The sequence below is a fragment of the Sphingopyxis sp. genome, assembly GCF_016463645.1.
Classification (GTDB): Bacteria; Pseudomonadota; Alphaproteobacteria; order Sphingomonadales; family Sphingomonadaceae; genus Sphingopyxis.
Genome location: NZ_JAEMQX010000012.1, coordinates 40858 through 56987 on the forward strand (window position 1 = coordinate 40858; position 16130 = coordinate 56987).

Consider the following 16130-nt stretch of genomic DNA (forward strand, 5'->3'; position numbering starts at 1 on the left):
TCGACATGGCAGTGAAGGTTGCAATCAACGGTTTCGGACGCATCGGCCGCAACGTGGCCCGCGCGATTCTGGAGCGCACCGACCACGACCTCGAACTGGTGTCGATCAACGACCTGGCCGACGCCAAGGCGAACGCCCGCCTGTTCCAGCGCGATTCGGTCCATGGCCCGTTCAACGGCACCGTCGAAGTCGACGGCAACGACCTGATCGTCAACGGCAAGCGCATTCAGGTGACCGCCGAGCGCGATCCCGCGAAGCTGCCGCACGCTGCCAACGGCATCGACATCGCGCTTGAATGCACGGGCTTTTTCACCGACCGCAAGGGCGGGCAGGCGCATCTCGACGCCGGCGCCAAGCGCGTGCTGATCTCGGCTCCCGCCAAGGAAGTCGACCTTACCGTCGTCTATGGCGTGAACCACGACAAGATCGGCGCCGAGCATGTGATCGTATCGAACGCGTCGTGCACCACCAACTGCCTCGCACCGCTCGCCAAGGTGCTGCACGAGAAGATCGGCATCGAGCGCGGCCTGATGACCACGATCCACGCTTACACCAACGACCAGAAGATCCTCGACCAGATCCACTCGGACCCGCGCCGCGCCCGCGCCGCCGCGATGTCGATGATCCCGACCAGCACCGGTGCCGCCGTTGCCGTCGGTCTCGTCCTGCCTGAACTCAAGGGCAAGCTCGACGGCTCGTCGATCCGCGTCCCGACCCCCAATGTCTCGGTCGTCGACCTGACCTTCACACCGCTCCGCGACACCACGAAGGAAGAGGTCAACGCGTTGCTCAAGGAAGCCGCCGAAGGCGAACTCAAGGGCGTGCTCGGCTTCACCGACGAGCCGCTGGTTTCGATCGATTTCAACCATGATGCGCACAGCTCGACCATCGACAGCCTCGAAACCTCGGTGATCGACGGCAAGCTGGTGCGCGTCCTCAGCTGGTACGACAATGAATGGGGCTTCTCGAACCGCATGATCGACACTGCGGGCGTGATCGCCAAGTTCCTCTGAGCCGAAGGGAAGCGTCGATGACCGCGTTCAAGACCCTCGACGATATCGGTGACGTCACCGGCAAGCGCGCGCTTGTGCGCGTCGACCTCAACGTCCCGATGATCGATGGCGCGGTCAGCGACGCCACCCGGATCCAGGCCGCGATGCCAACGATCCGCGAACTGTCGGACAAGGGCGCGATCGTCCTGCTGCTCGCGCATTTCGGGCGGCCGAAGGGGGCGAAGAACCCGACGCAATCCTTGAGCCTCGTCATGGGCGGCGTCGAGGATGTGCTTGGCCATTCGGTCATGTTCATCCCCGAAGCCGTCGGCGAGGGCGCGAAGGCGGGCATCGCGGTGCTTGCGCCGGGCGACGTCGCGGTACTCGAAAACACGCGCTTCTACCCCGGCGAGGAAAAGAACGATCCGGCCTTCGCCGATGGTCTTGCCGAAATCGGCGATCTCTACGTCAACGACGCCTTTTCGGCGGCGCACCGCGCGCATGGCTCGACCGAAGGCGTCGCGCACCGTCTGCCCGCTTATGCCGGCCGCGCGATGGAGGCCGAACTGAAGGCGCTCGATGCCGCGCTGGGCAATCCGGCGCATCCGGTCGCCGCGGTGGTCGGCGGCGCGAAGGTGTCGAGCAAGATCGACGTCCTGCGCAACCTTGTCGGCAAGGTCGATCACCTGATCATCGGCGGCGGCATGGCGAACACCTTCCTCGCCGCGCGCGGGGTCGATGTCGGCAAGTCGCTGTGCGAACATGATCTGGTCGATACCGCCAATGCGATCTTTGACGCCGCGGACGCCGCGGGCTGCACGATCCATCTGCCCTATGACGTCGTGGTGTCGAAAGAGTTCGCGCCGAACCCGCCGACACGTACCGTCAACGTCCACGAGGTTGCCGCCGACGAAATGATCCTCGACGTCGGCCCCGCCGCGGTCGAGGCCCTCGCCGACGTGCTCAAGAATTGCCGCACGCTCGTGTGGAACGGCCCGCTCGGCGCATTCGAGACGCCGCCGTTCGACGCGGCGACCGTCGCGCTTGCGAAGACTGCGGCCGCGCTGACGCGCGAAGGCTCGCTCATCTCGGTCGCGGGCGGCGGCGATACCGTGGCGGCGCTCAACCATGCCGGTGCCGCGAAGGATTTCACTTTCGTTTCGACCGCCGGCGGCGCCTTCCTCGAATGGATGGAAGGCAAGCCGTTGCCGGGCGTCGACGCGCTGAAGGCATAGAATTTCCGCCTGCATTGCATCCGGCCCGACGGGCGGCTATGCGCACCGCCACATACGTATGCAAATAACCGGAGATCTTATGACGACCGCCAATGCCGCCATGCTCGACCAGATCAAATCGGGGCAGGGCTTCATCGCCGCGCTCGACCAGAGCGGCGGTTCGACGCCCAAGGCATTGAAGGGTTATGGCATCGAAGCGGACGCCTTTTCGAACGACGAGGAAATGTTCGGCCTGATCCACGACATGCGCAGCCGCATCGTCACTGCCCCCTGCTTCAACGGCGACAAGGTGATCGGCGCGATCCTGTTCGAGCGCACGATGGACGGCGAGGCGGGCGGCAAGCCCGTTCCGGCGCTATTGTGGGAACGCGGCGTGGTGCCGTTCCTGAAGGTCGACAAGGGCCTTGAGGACGAAGCCGACGGCGTCCAGTTGATGAAGCCCAATCCGGGTCTCGATGCGCTCTGCGAACGCGCCGTTGCCAAGGGCGTGTTCGGCACCAAGATGCGCAGTGTCGTCAACCTCGCCAATCCGGCGGGCATCAAGGCGATCGTCGAGCAGCAGTTCGCCGAAGCCGCGCGGATCGCCGCGCATGGTCTTGTTCCGATCATCGAGCCCGAGGTGAACATCAAGAGCGCCGAGCGCGATGCCGCGGATCGACTGCTCCTCAGGGAACTGCTCGCCGCGCTCGACGCGTGGACGGGCGCGCCGGTGATGCTGAAGCTGTCGCTGCCCACCGAGGCCAGCCTGTTCCAGCCGCTCGTCGATCATCCCAAGGTGCTGCGCGTCGTTGCGCTGTCGGGCGGTTTCGCGCGTCCCGAAGCGTGCGTCGAACTGGCGAAGAACCCGGGCATCATCGCGAGCTTCAGCCGTGCGCTTCTGGAAGACCTGCGCCACCAGATGAGCGACGACGAATTCAATGCCTCGCTCGGTGGTGCGATCGACGAAATTCACGCGGCCTCCGTGGCCTAGGTGATGGGAGAGAGGTGGCAAGCCGTCGACGACTATATCGCCGGCAAATTGCTGGGCGCGGACGACGCGCTTGCCACCACTCTCGCGAACAACAATGCACAGGGCCTGCCGCCGATCGACGTGTCGGCGGCGCAGGGCAAGATGCTGTTCCTGCTCGCGCAGATGGCGGGGGCGAAGCGCATCCTCGAAGTCGGGACGCTTGGCGGCTATTCGACGATCTGGCTGGCGCGGGCGCTGCCCCGCGATGGCGAATTGGTCACGCTCGAGCTCGAGGCGCACCACGCCCGCGTCGCGCGCGCGAATCTCGAAAATGCCGGGGTGTCGGCCAGGGTCGACATCCGCGTCGGCCCGGCGGCGGACACGCTCGCGGCCATGACGGGCGACGCGGCGTTCGACTTCGTCTTCATCGACGCCGACAAGCAGGGCAATGTCCGTTACGTCGAGGAAGCAATCCGCCTCGGGCGTTCCGGCACGACGATCATCGTCGACAATGTCGTGCGCGAAGGCGGTGTGCTCGATGCCGATAGCGATGATGAACGCATTGCCGGCACGCGCGCGCTGTTCGACATGCTGAACGCCGACCCGCGTCTTGACGCGACCGCGATCCAGACGGTCGGTGCCAAGGGGTGGGACGGGTTCGTGCTGGCGCGGGTGCGCTGATATTCCCGTCATCCCGGCGAGGGCCGGGATGAGGATCGGGCGGTTACAGCCCGCCCGCGAACCGGAAGGAGAAGCGGTAGTCGCCCGGGCTGAGCGTGACGTCGGTGCGCTTCTCCGGCCGCACCGATTCGAGTGTGAACCGGCCGTCGGCAAGGTGGGTCGGCTCACCGAGGGTGACTTCGAACGGCTGCTTCTCTCCATTGCCGCGAATCCACAACATCTTCACCCGCACGCGCCCCGCCCAGACGCAGCGCGCGTTCATCGGGCAGCGGCTGTCCTCCACGACCTCGACCGGCTGGACGAGCGGGCCGTCGACATAGGCGCGCTGGCCGAGCGCGACGTCGTGGCCGTCGGGGAGCGGGGCGCCCGCGGTCGTCGCGCAGGCCGAAAGCAGGAGAGCGGAGGGAAGGGCGAGGGCGGCGAGGCGAAAGACGTTCTGCATTTGCCCGCATCTGGCGGCGTCGCTATGAACGCGCCATGACTACATCCGATTGCCAGCTCTATCTGATTTCGCCGCTCGATGTCGGCGGCGATTTTCCCGCGCGCCTCGAGGAAGCGCTGTCCGCCGGACCCGTCGCCGCCTTCCAGTTTCGCGTGAAGAATATCGACCAGCACGAGGCGGCGCGGCTCGCCGAACCGCTGCAGGCGATCTGTGCCGCGCACGAGGTCGCCTTCATCGTCAACGACGACGTCGCGCTCGCGAAGCGGCTGGGGGCCGACGGCGTTCATCTGGGGCAGGGCGACGGCGATCCGAAGGAAGCACGCCGTCTGCTCGGACCCGACACGCAGATCGGCGTGACCTGCCACGACAGCCGCCATCTTGCGATGGAGGCGGGCGAGGCCGGGGCCGACTATGTCGCGTTCGGGGCGTTCTTTCCGACGACCACCAAGGCGACCCGGCATCATCCCGAGCCCGAAATATTGACCTGGTGGCAGGGCTTGTTCGAATTGCCGTGCGTCGCGATCGGCGGGATTACGGTCGACAATGCCCCGGTTCTGGTCGAGGCCGGTGCCGACTTCCTTGCCGTGTCGGGCGGCGTGTGGGCCCATCCCGAAGGTCCGGCCGCAGCGGTGCGCGCCTTCGCCGCCATTCTCGAGGATCAGCCCGCGGGGTAATCGCGCCCGGGCGTTTTCGGTGCCTTTCGGGGTGCCGGCGCCGCCGCCGCATCCTTGCGCCAGCCAAAAAGGCCGGCGCAAGGCGCCCTGCGCGACGTTGCTGCGGTGCCGCGAGGGGGCGGCGGGGTAAGATCGGGAAGATCGATGCTCATCATGGGCGCCGATATGGCATTGACGTCGGCCGCCAGATTGTATCGATGCGTCAAAAGCATATCGGTCCGTCGCTTTTGGCGTTTCGGTCCAACGGGCCTCGGCCCAGGGATCGGGCTGGCGGCTTTTCGCTTGCGCCGGACGCGGCGCCCCGCAAGACAGCGGCTGGGGAGATTTTTGATGAGCGAAACCACCACATCGGCCTCGCGCGGGCGCGAACTCACCATTCGTGCAATCCTGCTCGGCGGACTGCTGACTTTGGCGTTCACGGCGGCGAACGTCTATCTGGGGCTGAAGGTCGGACTGACCTTTGCGACCTCGATTCCCGCCGCGGTGATCTCGATGGCGCTGCTGCGCTATATGGCCGGGTCGACGATCCTCGAGAATAATATCGTCCAGACGATCGCGAGCGCGGCGGGCACGCTGGCGGCGATCATCTTCGTGCTGCCGGGGCTCGTGATGGTCGGTTACTGGCAGGGCTTTCCGCTGCTGGAGACGACCGCGATCACGATGCTCGGCGGGATATTGGGCGTGCTGTTTTCGGTGCCGCTGCGGCGCGCGCTCGTCGTCGATTCGGACCTGCCCTATCCCGAGGGGCGCGCCGCCGCCGAAGTGTTGCAGGTCGGCGCCGCGAGCGCGGAAGGGGCCGAGGAGAACAAGGCCGGGCTGTCGGCGCTGATGTGGAATTCGCTCGTCGCGGCGGGGTTCACGCTGCTCACGCAGATGAAACTCGCCGGGGCCGAGGTCGCGCGCTGGTTCGCCATCGGCAACGGGGCGACGGGGATCGCGGGCGGGCTCGCCTTTGCGCTGTTCGGGGTCGGGCATCTCGTCGGCCTGTCGGTGGGCATGGCGCAGCTCGTCGGGCTGGTCACCGGCTGGTGGGTGCTGCTGCCGATCCTGACGCAAGGTGGGGCGGGCGACGCCGAGACGCTGGCGAACACCGTGTTCCGCGCCGACGTGCGCTTTTTCGGCGCGGGGGTGATCGCGGTGGCGGCGCTGTGGACGCTGGTCAGGATCGCGGGGCCGGTGCTCGGCGGCATCCGATCGGCGATGGCCGCGAGCCGCGCGCGGCAGGGCGGGCAGGCGCTGGCGATCGAGGAACAGGACATGTCGATCGGCTGGGTGTTCGGCGGGTCGCTGTTCCTGATGCTGCCGATCGGCGTGCTGCTCTGGTCCGAGCTTTCGGGCGGGCCGCTCGCGGGGGCGTCGTTCGCGCTGATCGCGGGCGCGATCCTGTTCATCATCATCGTCGGGCTGATGATCGCGTCGGTCACCGGCTATATGGCGGGGTTGATCGGGGCGTCGAACTCGCCGGTGTCGGGAATCGGCATCCTCGCGATCATCGCCTCGTCGCTGCTGCTCCTCGGCCTGCTCGGGCGGGGCGGGGGCGAGGCCGAAGTGAGCGCGATGGTCGCCTATGCGCTGATCGTCACCGGGCTCGTCTTCGGCATCGCGACGATATCGAACGACAATCTGCAGGACCTCAAGACCGGCCAGCTCGTCGGGGCGACGCCGTGGAAGCAGCAGGTCGCGCTGATCATCGGCGTGATCTTCGGCTCGCTCGTCGTGCCGCCGGTGCTCAATGTGCTCAACGAGACGCTGGGCTTCGTCGGCGCGCCGGGGGCGGGGCCGAACGCGCTCGCGGCGCCGCAGGCGGGGCTGATCTCGTCGCTCGCGCAGGGCGTGCTCGGCGGCGACCTCAACTGGACGATGCTGACGTACGGCGCCATCGCGGGCGTCGGCTTCATCATCGTCGATGCGCTGCTCGGGCGCGCGGGCAAGCTCCGCCTGCCGCCGCTTGCCATCGGCATCGGCATCTATCTGCCGATGGCGGTGATCCTGCCGGTGGTGATCGGCGCGGTCGGCGGCTGGTTCTACGACCGCTGGGCGGCGAAGCGCCCGAACGCGAGCTTCGCGCACCGCATGGGCGTGCTCACCGCGACGGGGATGATCGTCGGCGAAAGCCTGTTCGGCGTGCTTTATGCCGGTGTCGTCGCGGGCAGCGGGAGCGATGCGCCGCTCGCGGTCGTCGGCGACGGTTATGCGCCCTATGCGCCGTGGGTCGGCCTGATCCTGTTCGCGGGGCTCGTCTGGCTCAGCTACCGGCGCACGCGCGCGATGGTCGTCGCGACGCCCTGACACGCGGCTTGCCCTTCGGCGCTGGCGCGGCTAAAGGCGCGCACCTGATACCGGTGCCCGCGGGGCGCCGGTCTGCTCTTTCCATTCTTGTCTAGTGAGTGTGCGCGATGAAGATCACCGGCGTTGAAATCCGTCCCGGCAATATTATCGAATATGAAGGCGGCATCTGGAAGGTCACCAAGATCCAGCACACCCAGCCGGGCAAGGGCGGCGCCTATATGCAGGTCGAAGCCAAGAATCTGATCGACGGGCGCAAGCTCAACAACCGCTTCCGCAGTGCCGACACGGTCGAAAAGGTCCGCCTCGACACCAAGGATTTCCAGTTCCTCTATGCCGAGGGCGACGACCTGGTGTTCATGGACAAGGACAGCTTCGAACAGATCAACATCTCGAAGGAGGTCGTCGGCGAAGCCCACGAGTTCCTGCAGGACGGCATGGACGTCGTGCTCGAGCTTTGGGAAGAGCGCCCGATCTCGGTCGAACTGCCCGAAACGATCGAAGCGACCATCGTCGAAGCCGACGCGGTTGTGAAGGGCCAGACGGCATCGTCGTCGTACAAGCCCGCGATCCTCGACAATGGCGTGCGCGTGATGGTGCCGCCGCACATCACCAGCGGAACCCGCATCGTCGTGCATGTGTACGACCGCGAATATGTCCGCCGCGCCGACTAACTGAAATCACCGCCCGCGCAATCGGGCGGGTGGAGATTTGACATGGCCGTATCCGGCATCATCACCGTCATGGAACGCGCCGCGCGCAAGGCCGGCACGAAGCTGCGCCGCGACTTCGGCGAGATCGAACATCTGCAGGTCTCGCAGAAGGGGCCCGCCGACTTCGTGTCGAAGGCCGATCAGGCGGCCGAGCGCACGCTCTATGACGAACTGACCCACGCGCGTCCGGGCTGGGGCTTCAAGATGGAAGAGGCGGGCGAGATCGAGGGCGATCCCGGCAAGCCGCGCTTCATCATCGACCCGCTCGACGGCACGTCGAACTTCCTTCACGCGATCCCGCATTTCGCGATCTCGATCGCGGTGCAGGAACCGAGACCCGGCGGCGGCTGGGGCGACGTCACGGCGGCGCTCGTCTATCAGCCCGTCACCGACGAAAGCTATTGGGCCGAGCGCGGTCGCGGCGCCTGGCTGCACGATCGCCGCCTGCGTGTCGCATCGCGCCGCCACCTCAACGAATGCCTGATCGCGACCGGCATTCCGTATATGGGCCATGGCAATATGGCGCAGTGGAGCCGCATTTTCGGTGCCGTAGCACCCGAAGTCGCCGGCATTCGCCGCTTCGGCGCCGCCAGCCTCGACCTCGCGTGGGTCGCGGCGGGCCGCTACGACGGTTTCTGGGAAAGCGACCTGCAGGTGTGGGACGTTGCCGCGGGCATGTTGCTCGTGCGCGAGGCCGGTGGCTTCGTCAGCGACTTCCGCGGCGGCGATCGCGCGATCGACCGCAGCGAGTTCATCGCGGGCAGCGCCGCGGTCCATTCGAAACTGCAGAAGCTGGTCGCGGGCGCGCTGCGCAACGCCTGACGGGGCGGAACCTTTCTCGTCGTCATGCCGGACTTGATCCGGCATCCATTCCGACGGCAGCGTCATGGACCCCGGATCAAGTCCGGGGTGACGACGGCATCAGATGTTCGCTCGCCGGGCGAACATCGACCTATTTCTCGAACACATATTCGCGGAAGCTGTCCATCAGCGAGGCCCAGGTGTTGAAGGTCTCGCCGACATTCTCGCGCGGGATGCCCTGGAAATCGAGGTCGACGTCCATTTCCAGCACCGGATCGCCCTCGTCGTCCTTGTAGGCGCGGGCGAAGCGCTTGTCCTTGTTCCACTTGTTGAGCCGGTCGAGCGACACACCCTTGGCGTCGCTGAAACCCATGTAATATTGCAGCGTCTTGCACTTCTTGCCCTCGTCACAATTCATGAAGAGGACGAGGAATTTCAGGCCGTTGCGGTTGCTCTCGATATAGGGGTCGTCGCCGTCCTTCGCGACGATCGTCGCGGGCCAGCCCTGCGACTCGACGATCGCCTTGATCGTCGCCGGATTCGTCGCGTTGATCAGTTCGGCATGCGCCGGAGTCGCCGAGAAAAATGAGGCGACGCCCAAGACGAGGGCGGCGCGAGCGGTGTTTGGTCCCATGGATGCTCCCTTAATCCAAGATGCGCCCGGAAAGCGCGGCACTGCGACCCTTTTTTGCCGGGGTATCACAGCGACAGGTGCTGTCGCCAGCGCGCATTGCGCTTTTGGTCACGCGGGATACGAAAATCCTGCCCGCAGCGCTTGCGGCACGCGGCTTCGTGGCCTAAAGCGCCCCCGATAAACGGGTGCGAAGACACCCCAAAACAACAGAACTGCGAGCTCCCATGGTCGATCTGACGCAATATTTGCCGATTCTGATCTTTCTGGTCGTTGCCGTCGGCCTGTCCTCCGCCTTCGTGTTCCTGCCGATGGGCGTCGCGCGGCTGACCGGGGCACACAAGCCCGATCCGGCGAAGCTGACCGAGTATGAATGCGGATTCCCCGCTTTTGAAGATGCGCGCAGCCAGTTCGACGTGCGATTCTACCTCGTCGCCATCCTTTTCATCATCTTCGACCTTGAAGCGGCCTTCCTCTTCCCCTGGGCGGTGAGCCTCGAGGAAATCGGCTGGGCCGGCTGGGCCACCATGATGATCTTCCTCGCCGAGCTCACGCTCGGCCTTGTGTACGCGTGGAAAAAAGGCGCGTTGGATTGGGAATGAGTACTTCCAGCATCATCATGCCCGGCCAGATGCCGGTCGCAAGCCCCGTCGCTCCGGGTACGAACCCGGACCAGGGTTTCTTCGACGACCTCAACAGCGAAGTCGGCGACAAGGGCTTTCTCGTCACCTCGACCGAGGATCTGTTCAACTGGGCGCGGACCGGCTCGCTGTGGTGGATGACCTTCGGTCTCGCGTGCTGCGCGGTCGAGATGATCCACGTCAACATGCCGCGTTACGACATGGAGCGGTTCGGCGCCGCGCCGCGCGCCAGCCCGCGCCAGTCGGACGTGATGATCGTCGCGGGGACGCTCTGCAACAAGATGGCGCCGGCGCTCCGCCGGGTTTACGACCAGATGTCGAACCCGAAATATGTCATCTCGATGGGTAGCTGCGCCAATGGCGGCGGCTATTATCACTACAGCTATTCGGTGGTGCGCGGATGCGACCGCATCGTGCCCGTGGATATCTATGTCCCCGGCTGCCCGCCGACCGCCGAAGCCCTGCTCTATGGCGTGATGCAGCTGCAGCGGAAGATTCGCCGCACCGGGACGATCGAACGCTGATGGCCAGTCCCGCTCCCCTGATCGCGCCCCGCGAGGGCATCGGTGCTGCGCTCGAGAAATTGCTCGGCGACGACCTGATCGAACATGTCTTCGCCGTCGGCGAGGACAGCATCACCGTGCGCCGCGAAGCCGTCGCCGGTGTGATGGTCGAGCTGCGCGACAAGCTCGACTATCAGCAGCTGATGGAAATCGCCGGGGTCGACTATCCCGATCGCGCCGAGCGCTTCGAGGTCGTCTATCACCTGCTCAGCGTCACGAAGAACCATCGCCTCCGCGTCCGCGTCTGCACCGACGAAGCGACGCCGGTGCCGAGCATCGTTCCCGTCTGGCCGGTCGCTGGCTGGCTGGAGCGCGAAGTGTTCGACATGTACGGCGTGCTGTTCGCGGGCAACCCGGACCTGCGCCGCATCCTGACCGACTATGGTTTCCAGGGGCATCCGCAGCGCAAGGACTTTCCGCTGACCGGCTATACCGAGCTGCGCTATTCCGAAGAGGACAAGCGCGTCGTGTACGAACCCGTGCGGCTCGCGCAGGATTTCCGCAACTTCGACTTCCTTTCGCCTTGGGAAGGCGCCGACTATGTGCTGCCGGGCGACGAAAAGGCCGGCGGGACGGGCGAAGCGCCGGGCAAGGGCGCGCCGTCGCCGATGACCGCGCAAGAGGTCAAGAAGGCCGATGAGAAGGCGGAAAAGGACAAGGCTCCGCCGCCGCCGACGCCGAAGACCACCGAAAGCACGACGCAGACGGGTGCAGGCGCGAAAACGAACCTGAAGGCGGCGAAGACGAGCCGCGACGGCGCGAAGGCGACCGCGACCGCAAAGGCGAAGACGCCGGCGACCAAGGCCGCCGAAAAGGCGCCCGCGAAGCCCAAGGCGCCCGCCAAGCCGCGCGCGCCGCGCAAGCCCAAGGCAGGAGGTGACGCATGACCGACACTCCGCATGTCCATCATTATGGCGGCGACCTGTTCGAAGGTTATCCGGTCGATACCGCCAATACGGCGGGCGACCAGGCGGTCACCAATTACACGATCAACTTCGGCCCGCAGCACCCGGCGGCGCACGGCGTGCTGCGCATGGTGATGGAGCTCGACGGCGAGATCATCGAGCGCGTCGATCCGCACGTCGGACTGCTGCATCGCGGCACCGAGAAGCTGATCGAATACAAGACCTATCTGCAGGCTTTGCCCTATTTCGACCGGCTCGACTATTGTTCGCCGCTCGGCATGGAGCATAGCTATGTCCTCGCGATCGAGAAGCTGCTCGACCTCGAGGTGCCGGCGCGCGCGCAATATCTGCGCACGATGTTCGCCGAGCTGACGCGCATCTGCAATCACATGCTCAACATCGGGTCGCACGTCATGGACGTCGGCGCGATGACCCCGAACCTCTGGGTGTTCGAGCTGCGTGAGGATTGCCTCAATTTCTTCGAGCGCGCCTCGGGCGCGCGCATGCACAGCGCGTACTTCCGTCCGGGCGGCGTCCATCAGGATGTTCCCGAACGCCTGCTCTACGACATCGGCGAATGGGTCGAAAAGCGCCTGCCGAAGCTGTTCGGCGACGCGATGAGCCTTGTCATCGACAACCGCATCTTCAAGCAGCGCAACGTCGACATCGCGACGGTGTCGAAGGAAGACGCGCTGGCGTGGGGTTTCTCGGGCCCGATGATCCGCGGCAGCGGCATTGCGTGGGATCTGCGCAAGTCGCAGCCCTATGACGCCTATGCGGCGATGGAGTTCGACATTCCCGTCGGCACGCGCGGCGATTGCTACGACCGCTTCATGGTCCGCGTGCAGGAAGTCTATCAGTCGGCACGCATCATCAAGCAGTGTCTCAACGACATGCCGTCGGGCCCGATCGCGAGCCTTGACCGCAAGGTCGTCCCGCCCAAGCGCGGCGAGATGAAGCAGTCGATGGAATCGCTGATCCATCACTTCAAGCTCTACACCGAGGGCTTCCACGTTCCCGCGGGCGAGGTTTATGTGGCGACCGAAAGCCCCAAGGGCGAATTCGGCGTCTATCTGGTCAGCGACGGCACCAACAAACCGTACCGCTGCAAGATCCGTCCGACCGCGTTTTCGCACCTGCAGGCGATGGACATGATGTCGAAGGGGCACATGCTCGCCGACACCACTGCAATTATCGGCGCGATCGACGTCGTGTTCGGGGAGTGTGACCGGTGACCGGCTTCAAGTCTCGGAGCAGCTCCTGGATGCTCATTGGCATGGGCGTTTTTGTTGCGGGCCGGCTGCTGGAAAATGCCAATCAGAGCGCCGGCGACATCGTGTCCGCCTTTGGCGCCGCCGTATCTGTCGTGTTCGCCACATTGGCGTTGCGCGATCATTGGAAGTTAAGTCATGGCTGACGCACCCCAAATCCCCGATGAAGCCGAAACCCGCGCGCGCTGGGGCGCTTTTGCGTGGACGGCCGAAAATGCCGAGAAGGCGAAGCAGGTCATCGCGCGCTATCCCGCGGGGCGCCAGCGCTCGGCGGTGATGCCGCTGCTCGACCTCGCGCAGCGCCAGGTCGGCGCCGAGACGCAGACGCAGGGCTGGCTGCCCGTGCCGGTGATCGAATATGTCGCGGCGCAGCTCGATATGCCGTTCATCCGCGCCTATGAGGTTGCGACCTTCTACACGATGTACAATCTCGTCCCCGTCGGCCGCTATCATGTGCAGGTCTGCGGCACGACGCCGTGCCTGCTGCGCGGGTCGGACGATGTGATGGCGGCTTGCAAGAACCGCGGGATGGTGAAGGGCAAGACCACGCCCGACGGGCTGTTCACGCTGACCGAGGTCGAGTGCATGGGCACCTGCACCAACGCGCCGATGGTCCAGATCAACGACGATAACTACGAAGACCTCGACTACGACAGCACGGTCCGCCTGCTCGACGATCTCGCCGCGGGCAAGACGCCAAAAGCGGGCACCCAGAACCCCAAGCGTCACACGAGCGAGCCCGAAGGCGGCCCGACGACGCTGAAGGAAATGGTCAAGGCCAACCATGACTATCGGAAGGACTGGTAATGGCGGTCTGGATCGCACTGGGCTCCGCCTTCATGGGGGTCGCCGTCATATTCATCGCTACGGCCGCTGCGCGTCGTGGCAAAGACAAGAGTGAGTGAGGCCAGCCATGCTCGCTGACAAGGATCGCATCTTCACCAATCTCTACGGGTTCCAGCCGTGGAACCTCAAATCCGCGCAGGCGCGCGGCGATTGGGACAAGACCAGGGATCTGATGAGCCGCGGCCAGGACGCGATCATCGAGGAGGTCAAGGCGTCGGGCCTGCGCGGCCGCGGCGGTGCGGGCTTCCCGACGGGGCTCAAGTGGAGCTTCATGCCGAAGGAGCCGCGCGCCGACCGCCCGAGCTTCCTCGTCATCAACGCCGACGAATCCGAGCCGGGCTCGTGCAAGGACCGCGAGATCATCCGCCACGATCCGCACAAGCTTATCGAGGGTGCGCTGATCGCGGGCTTCGCGATGCGCGCGCGCGCGGCGTACATCTACATTCGCGGCGAGTTCATCCGCGAGGCCGAAACGCTCTTCGCCGCTGTGCAGGAGGCGTATGACGCCGGCTTGCTCGGCAAGAATGCGGCGAAGTCGGGCTATGATTTCGACGTCTTCGTCCACCGCGGCGCCGGCGCCTACATCTGCGGCGAAGAAACCGCGATGATCGAAAGCCTCGAGGGCAAGAAGGGCCAGCCGCGCCTGAAGCCGCCGTTCCCGGCGGGTGCGGGCCTCTATGGCTGCCCGACGACGGTGAACAATGTCGAGAGCATCGCCGTCGTCCCGACGATCCTCCGCCGCGGCGCGCCGTGGTTCGCAAGCTTCGGGCGCGAGAACAACAAGGGCACCAAGCTCTTCCAGATCTCGGGCCATGTCGAACGCCCGTGCGTCGTCGAGGAAGAGATGGGGATCACCTTCCGCGAACTGATCGACAGGCATTGCGGCGGCATCCGCGGCGGCTGGGACAATCTGCTCGCGGTGATCCCGGGCGGTTCTTCGGTCCCGCTCGTTCCCGCGGCCGAGATCATGGACGCGCCGATGGACTTCGACGGACTGAAGGCCGTCGGATCGGGCCTCGGCACCGCGGCCGCCATCGTGATGGACAAGTCGACCGACGTCGTCCAGGCGATCAGCCGCATCAGCTATTTCTACAAGCATGAAAGCTGCGGCCAGTGCACGCCGTGCCGCGAGGGCACCGGCTGGATGTGGCGCGTGATGGAGCGGCTGCGCACCGGCGACGCCGACATCAGCGAGATCGACACGCTGTTCGACGTGACCAAGCAGGTCGAGGGTCACACGATCTGCGCGCTGGGCGATGCCGCGGCGTGGCCGATCCAGGGCCTGATCAGGCATTTCCGCCCCGAAATCGAGCGCCGCATCCGCGAGAATGGCGGCGCGCTGGAGGCGGCGGAGTGATTCACGCGCAGCCCGAAATCGCCCGGCAGATATTGAGCATATCGGCCGCATCGCTTTTCTGCCTTGCGCCGGTGGGTGCCCAGGCGCAGCTGGAGCCGACCACCCAGCTTGGGTCACGTATACCCGTAAAGCCCGAGGCGATGGATCCGGTCCGCGCCGGGGTGGTCAAAAAGGGGTTCGCGCGCTGCCTCTACGAAAGGAATAGCGCCAAAGCACCGATACTGCTTGAAAATAGCGACCCCATGTCACTGGACTACAGCAAGGTCGAAATGCCGGACGACAATATCGGCAAGTATCTGGGCATGGCAAACTGTCTGGGTGACCAGGCTGACGGCACGCAGTCGGCAATCGGTTTCCGCTTTTCGCCGTCCCAGTTGCGGGCCATGCTGCAGGAAGAATCCTATCTTGCCGCAAACAGGAAAGCGCCGACACTTCCCTCAGGGAGCGAAGAGCTTGTCCAACGCGACTATGTCTCGCAGGGCGACAAGCTACATACTGCCCGGAGTTTGGGCGCCTTCGCTGATTGCCTGACATTCAGGGATACGCGCAATGCCGATGCGATCCTGCGCACCACGCCCGGGAGCAAGAACGAGATGGCCGCCGCAACGGCGCTCGCACCGGCGCTCGGAGCCTGTTTGACGGAGGGGCAGTCGCTTTCCCTGACCCCGTCCAGCATTCGCGGTTTTGTCGCCGACGGCTTGTGGAATCGCTACGTCCGCAACGCCAAGCCGACGGCCGTTGAAGTAAATGAGAAACCCTGATGCCTAAAGTAACCGTAGATGGCGTAGAACTCGACGTCCCGCAGGGCGCGACCGTTTTGCAGGCGTGCGAGATGGCGGGGAAGGAAATTCCGCGCTTCTGCTACCATGAGCGTCTGTCGATCGCCGGCAATTGCCGCATGTGTCTTGTCGAAGTTTCGCCGGGACCGCCGAAACCGCAGGCGTCGTGCGCGCTGCCAACCGCCGAGGGGCAGGTGATCAGGACCGACAGCCCGATGGTGAAGAAGGCGCGCGAAGGGGTGATGGAGTTCCTGCTCATCAACCACCCGCTCGACTGCCCGATCTGCGACCAGGGCGGCGAATGCGACCTGCAGGACCAGTCGGTCGCCTATGGCCGCGGCGCGACGCGCTATGACGAGAACAA

The 16130-nt window shown here is 65.3% G+C and carries 19 protein-coding genes; 17 read left to right on the forward strand and 2 right to left on the reverse strand.

All coding sequences use genetic code 11. From position 1 onward, the window contains the following. Nucleotides 1–5 precede the first annotated feature (5 nt). From gap to JHC57_RS05125, 4 genes are all read left to right on the forward strand, one after another. Nucleotides 6–1013, forward strand: a complete 1008-nt coding sequence (gene gap, locus JHC57_RS05110) for a type I glyceraldehyde-3-phosphate dehydrogenase (protein WP_294028923.1) — start codon at nt 6–8, stop codon at nt 1011–1013. Between the two features lie 17 nt (nt 1014–1030). Next, entirely contained in the window at nt 1031–2227 is a 1197-nt protein-coding gene (locus JHC57_RS05115) for a phosphoglycerate kinase (RefSeq protein WP_294028924.1), read from the forward strand. Between the two features lie 100 nt (nt 2228–2327). Next, nucleotides 2328–3197 carry a fructose bisphosphate aldolase gene (locus tag JHC57_RS05120; RefSeq protein ID WP_294028942.1) on the forward strand — a complete coding sequence of 290 codons (870 nt, stop codon included), beginning with the start codon at nt 2328–2330 and terminating at the stop codon, nt 3195–3197. 3 nt (nt 3198–3200) lie between these two features. Next, nucleotides 3201–3857, forward strand: coding sequence for an O-methyltransferase (locus tag JHC57_RS05125; protein WP_294028925.1), 657 nt, complete (start codon nt 3201–3203; stop codon nt 3855–3857). Between the two features lie 43 nt (nt 3858–3900). Here the strand turns inward: JHC57_RS05125 and JHC57_RS05130 are convergent, their stop codons facing one another. Then, nucleotides 3901–4299: a hypothetical protein gene (locus JHC57_RS05130; protein WP_294028926.1), complete on the reverse strand. Its 399-nt coding sequence runs from the start codon at nt 4297–4299 to the stop codon at nt 3901–3903. A 35-nt stretch (nt 4300–4334) separates the two neighbouring features. Between JHC57_RS05130 and thiE the strand changes: the two genes are divergently transcribed. The 4 genes from thiE to JHC57_RS05150 all read left to right on the forward strand — a co-directional run bounded on the left by thiE (nt 4335) and on the right by JHC57_RS05150 (nt 8794). Then, nucleotides 4335–4973 (forward strand): thiamine phosphate synthase, encoded by a 639-nt coding sequence (thiE, locus tag JHC57_RS05135; protein WP_294028927.1) that lies wholly within the window; start codon nt 4335–4337, stop codon nt 4971–4973. Nucleotides 4974–5303: 330 nt separating this feature from the next. After that, nucleotides 5304–7262 (forward strand): OPT family oligopeptide transporter, encoded by a 1959-nt coding sequence (locus JHC57_RS05140; protein WP_294028928.1) that lies wholly within the window; start codon nt 5304–5306, stop codon nt 7260–7262. Between the two features lie 107 nt (nt 7263–7369). Next, entirely contained in the window at nt 7370–7933 is a 564-nt protein-coding gene (gene efp, locus JHC57_RS05145) for an elongation factor P (RefSeq protein WP_058801378.1), read from the forward strand. A 42-nt stretch (nt 7934–7975) separates the two neighbouring features. Continuing rightward, entirely contained in the window at nt 7976–8794 is an 819-nt protein-coding gene (locus JHC57_RS05150) for an inositol monophosphatase family protein (RefSeq protein WP_294028929.1), read from the forward strand. 130 nt (nt 8795–8924) lie between these two features. On the opposite strand, the gene JHC57_RS05155 is transcribed toward JHC57_RS05150, so the two are convergent. After that, the gene (locus tag JHC57_RS05155; RefSeq protein ID WP_294028930.1) at nt 8925–9407 is read right to left on the reverse strand and encodes a YbjN domain-containing protein; all 483 of its coding nucleotides are present in this window, start codon (nt 9405–9407) and stop codon (nt 8925–8927) included. A gap of 224 nt (nt 9408–9631) precedes the next feature. On the opposite strand from JHC57_RS05155, the gene JHC57_RS05160 reads away from it, so the two are divergent. The 9 genes from JHC57_RS05160 to JHC57_RS05200 form a co-directional block, all read left to right on the forward strand. Beyond that, nucleotides 9632–10006, forward strand: a complete 375-nt coding sequence (locus JHC57_RS05160) for an NADH-quinone oxidoreductase subunit A (protein ID WP_037510808.1) — start codon at nt 9632–9634, stop codon at nt 10004–10006. A 29-nt stretch (nt 10007–10035) separates the two neighbouring features. After that, nucleotides 10036–10569, forward strand: coding sequence for an NADH-quinone oxidoreductase subunit B family protein (locus JHC57_RS05165; RefSeq protein WP_294028943.1), 534 nt, complete (start codon nt 10036–10038; stop codon nt 10567–10569). Further along, nucleotides 10569–11495, forward strand: coding sequence for an NADH-quinone oxidoreductase subunit C (locus JHC57_RS05170; protein WP_294028931.1), 927 nt, complete (start codon nt 10569–10571; stop codon nt 11493–11495). The genes JHC57_RS05165 and JHC57_RS05170 overlap by 1 nt, the downstream gene beginning before the upstream one ends. Beyond that, nucleotides 11492–12748 (forward strand): NADH-quinone oxidoreductase subunit D, encoded by a 1257-nt coding sequence (locus JHC57_RS05175; protein ID WP_294028932.1) that lies wholly within the window; start codon nt 11492–11494, stop codon nt 12746–12748. The genes JHC57_RS05170 and JHC57_RS05175 overlap by 4 nt, the downstream gene beginning before the upstream one ends. Next, the gene (locus tag JHC57_RS05180) at nt 12745–12930 is read left to right on the forward strand and encodes a hypothetical protein (RefSeq protein ID WP_294028933.1); all 186 of its coding nucleotides are present in this window, start codon (nt 12745–12747) and stop codon (nt 12928–12930) included. Before JHC57_RS05175 ends, JHC57_RS05180 begins: the two co-directional genes overlap by 4 nt. Beyond that, nucleotides 12923–13591 carry an NAD(P)H-dependent oxidoreductase subunit E gene (locus JHC57_RS05185; RefSeq protein WP_294028934.1) on the forward strand — a complete coding sequence of 223 codons (669 nt, stop codon included), beginning with the start codon at nt 12923–12925 and terminating at the stop codon, nt 13589–13591. The genes JHC57_RS05180 and JHC57_RS05185 overlap by 8 nt, the downstream gene beginning before the upstream one ends. Nucleotides 13592–13697: 106 nt before the next feature. Beyond that, complete coding sequence (gene nuoF / locus JHC57_RS05190; protein ID WP_294028935.1) at nt 13698–14987, forward strand: NADH-quinone oxidoreductase subunit NuoF; 1290 nt, start codon at nt 13698–13700, stop codon at nt 14985–14987. After that, nucleotides 14984–15748, forward strand: coding sequence for a hypothetical protein (locus JHC57_RS05195; RefSeq protein WP_294028936.1), 765 nt, complete (start codon nt 14984–14986; stop codon nt 15746–15748). The genes nuoF and JHC57_RS05195 overlap by 4 nt, the downstream gene beginning before the upstream one ends. Beyond that, a partial coding sequence (locus tag JHC57_RS05200; protein WP_294028937.1) for a 2Fe-2S iron-sulfur cluster-binding protein occupies nt 15748–16130 on the forward strand: 383 nt, incomplete at its 3' end. The genes JHC57_RS05195 and JHC57_RS05200, both read left to right, overlap by 1 nt.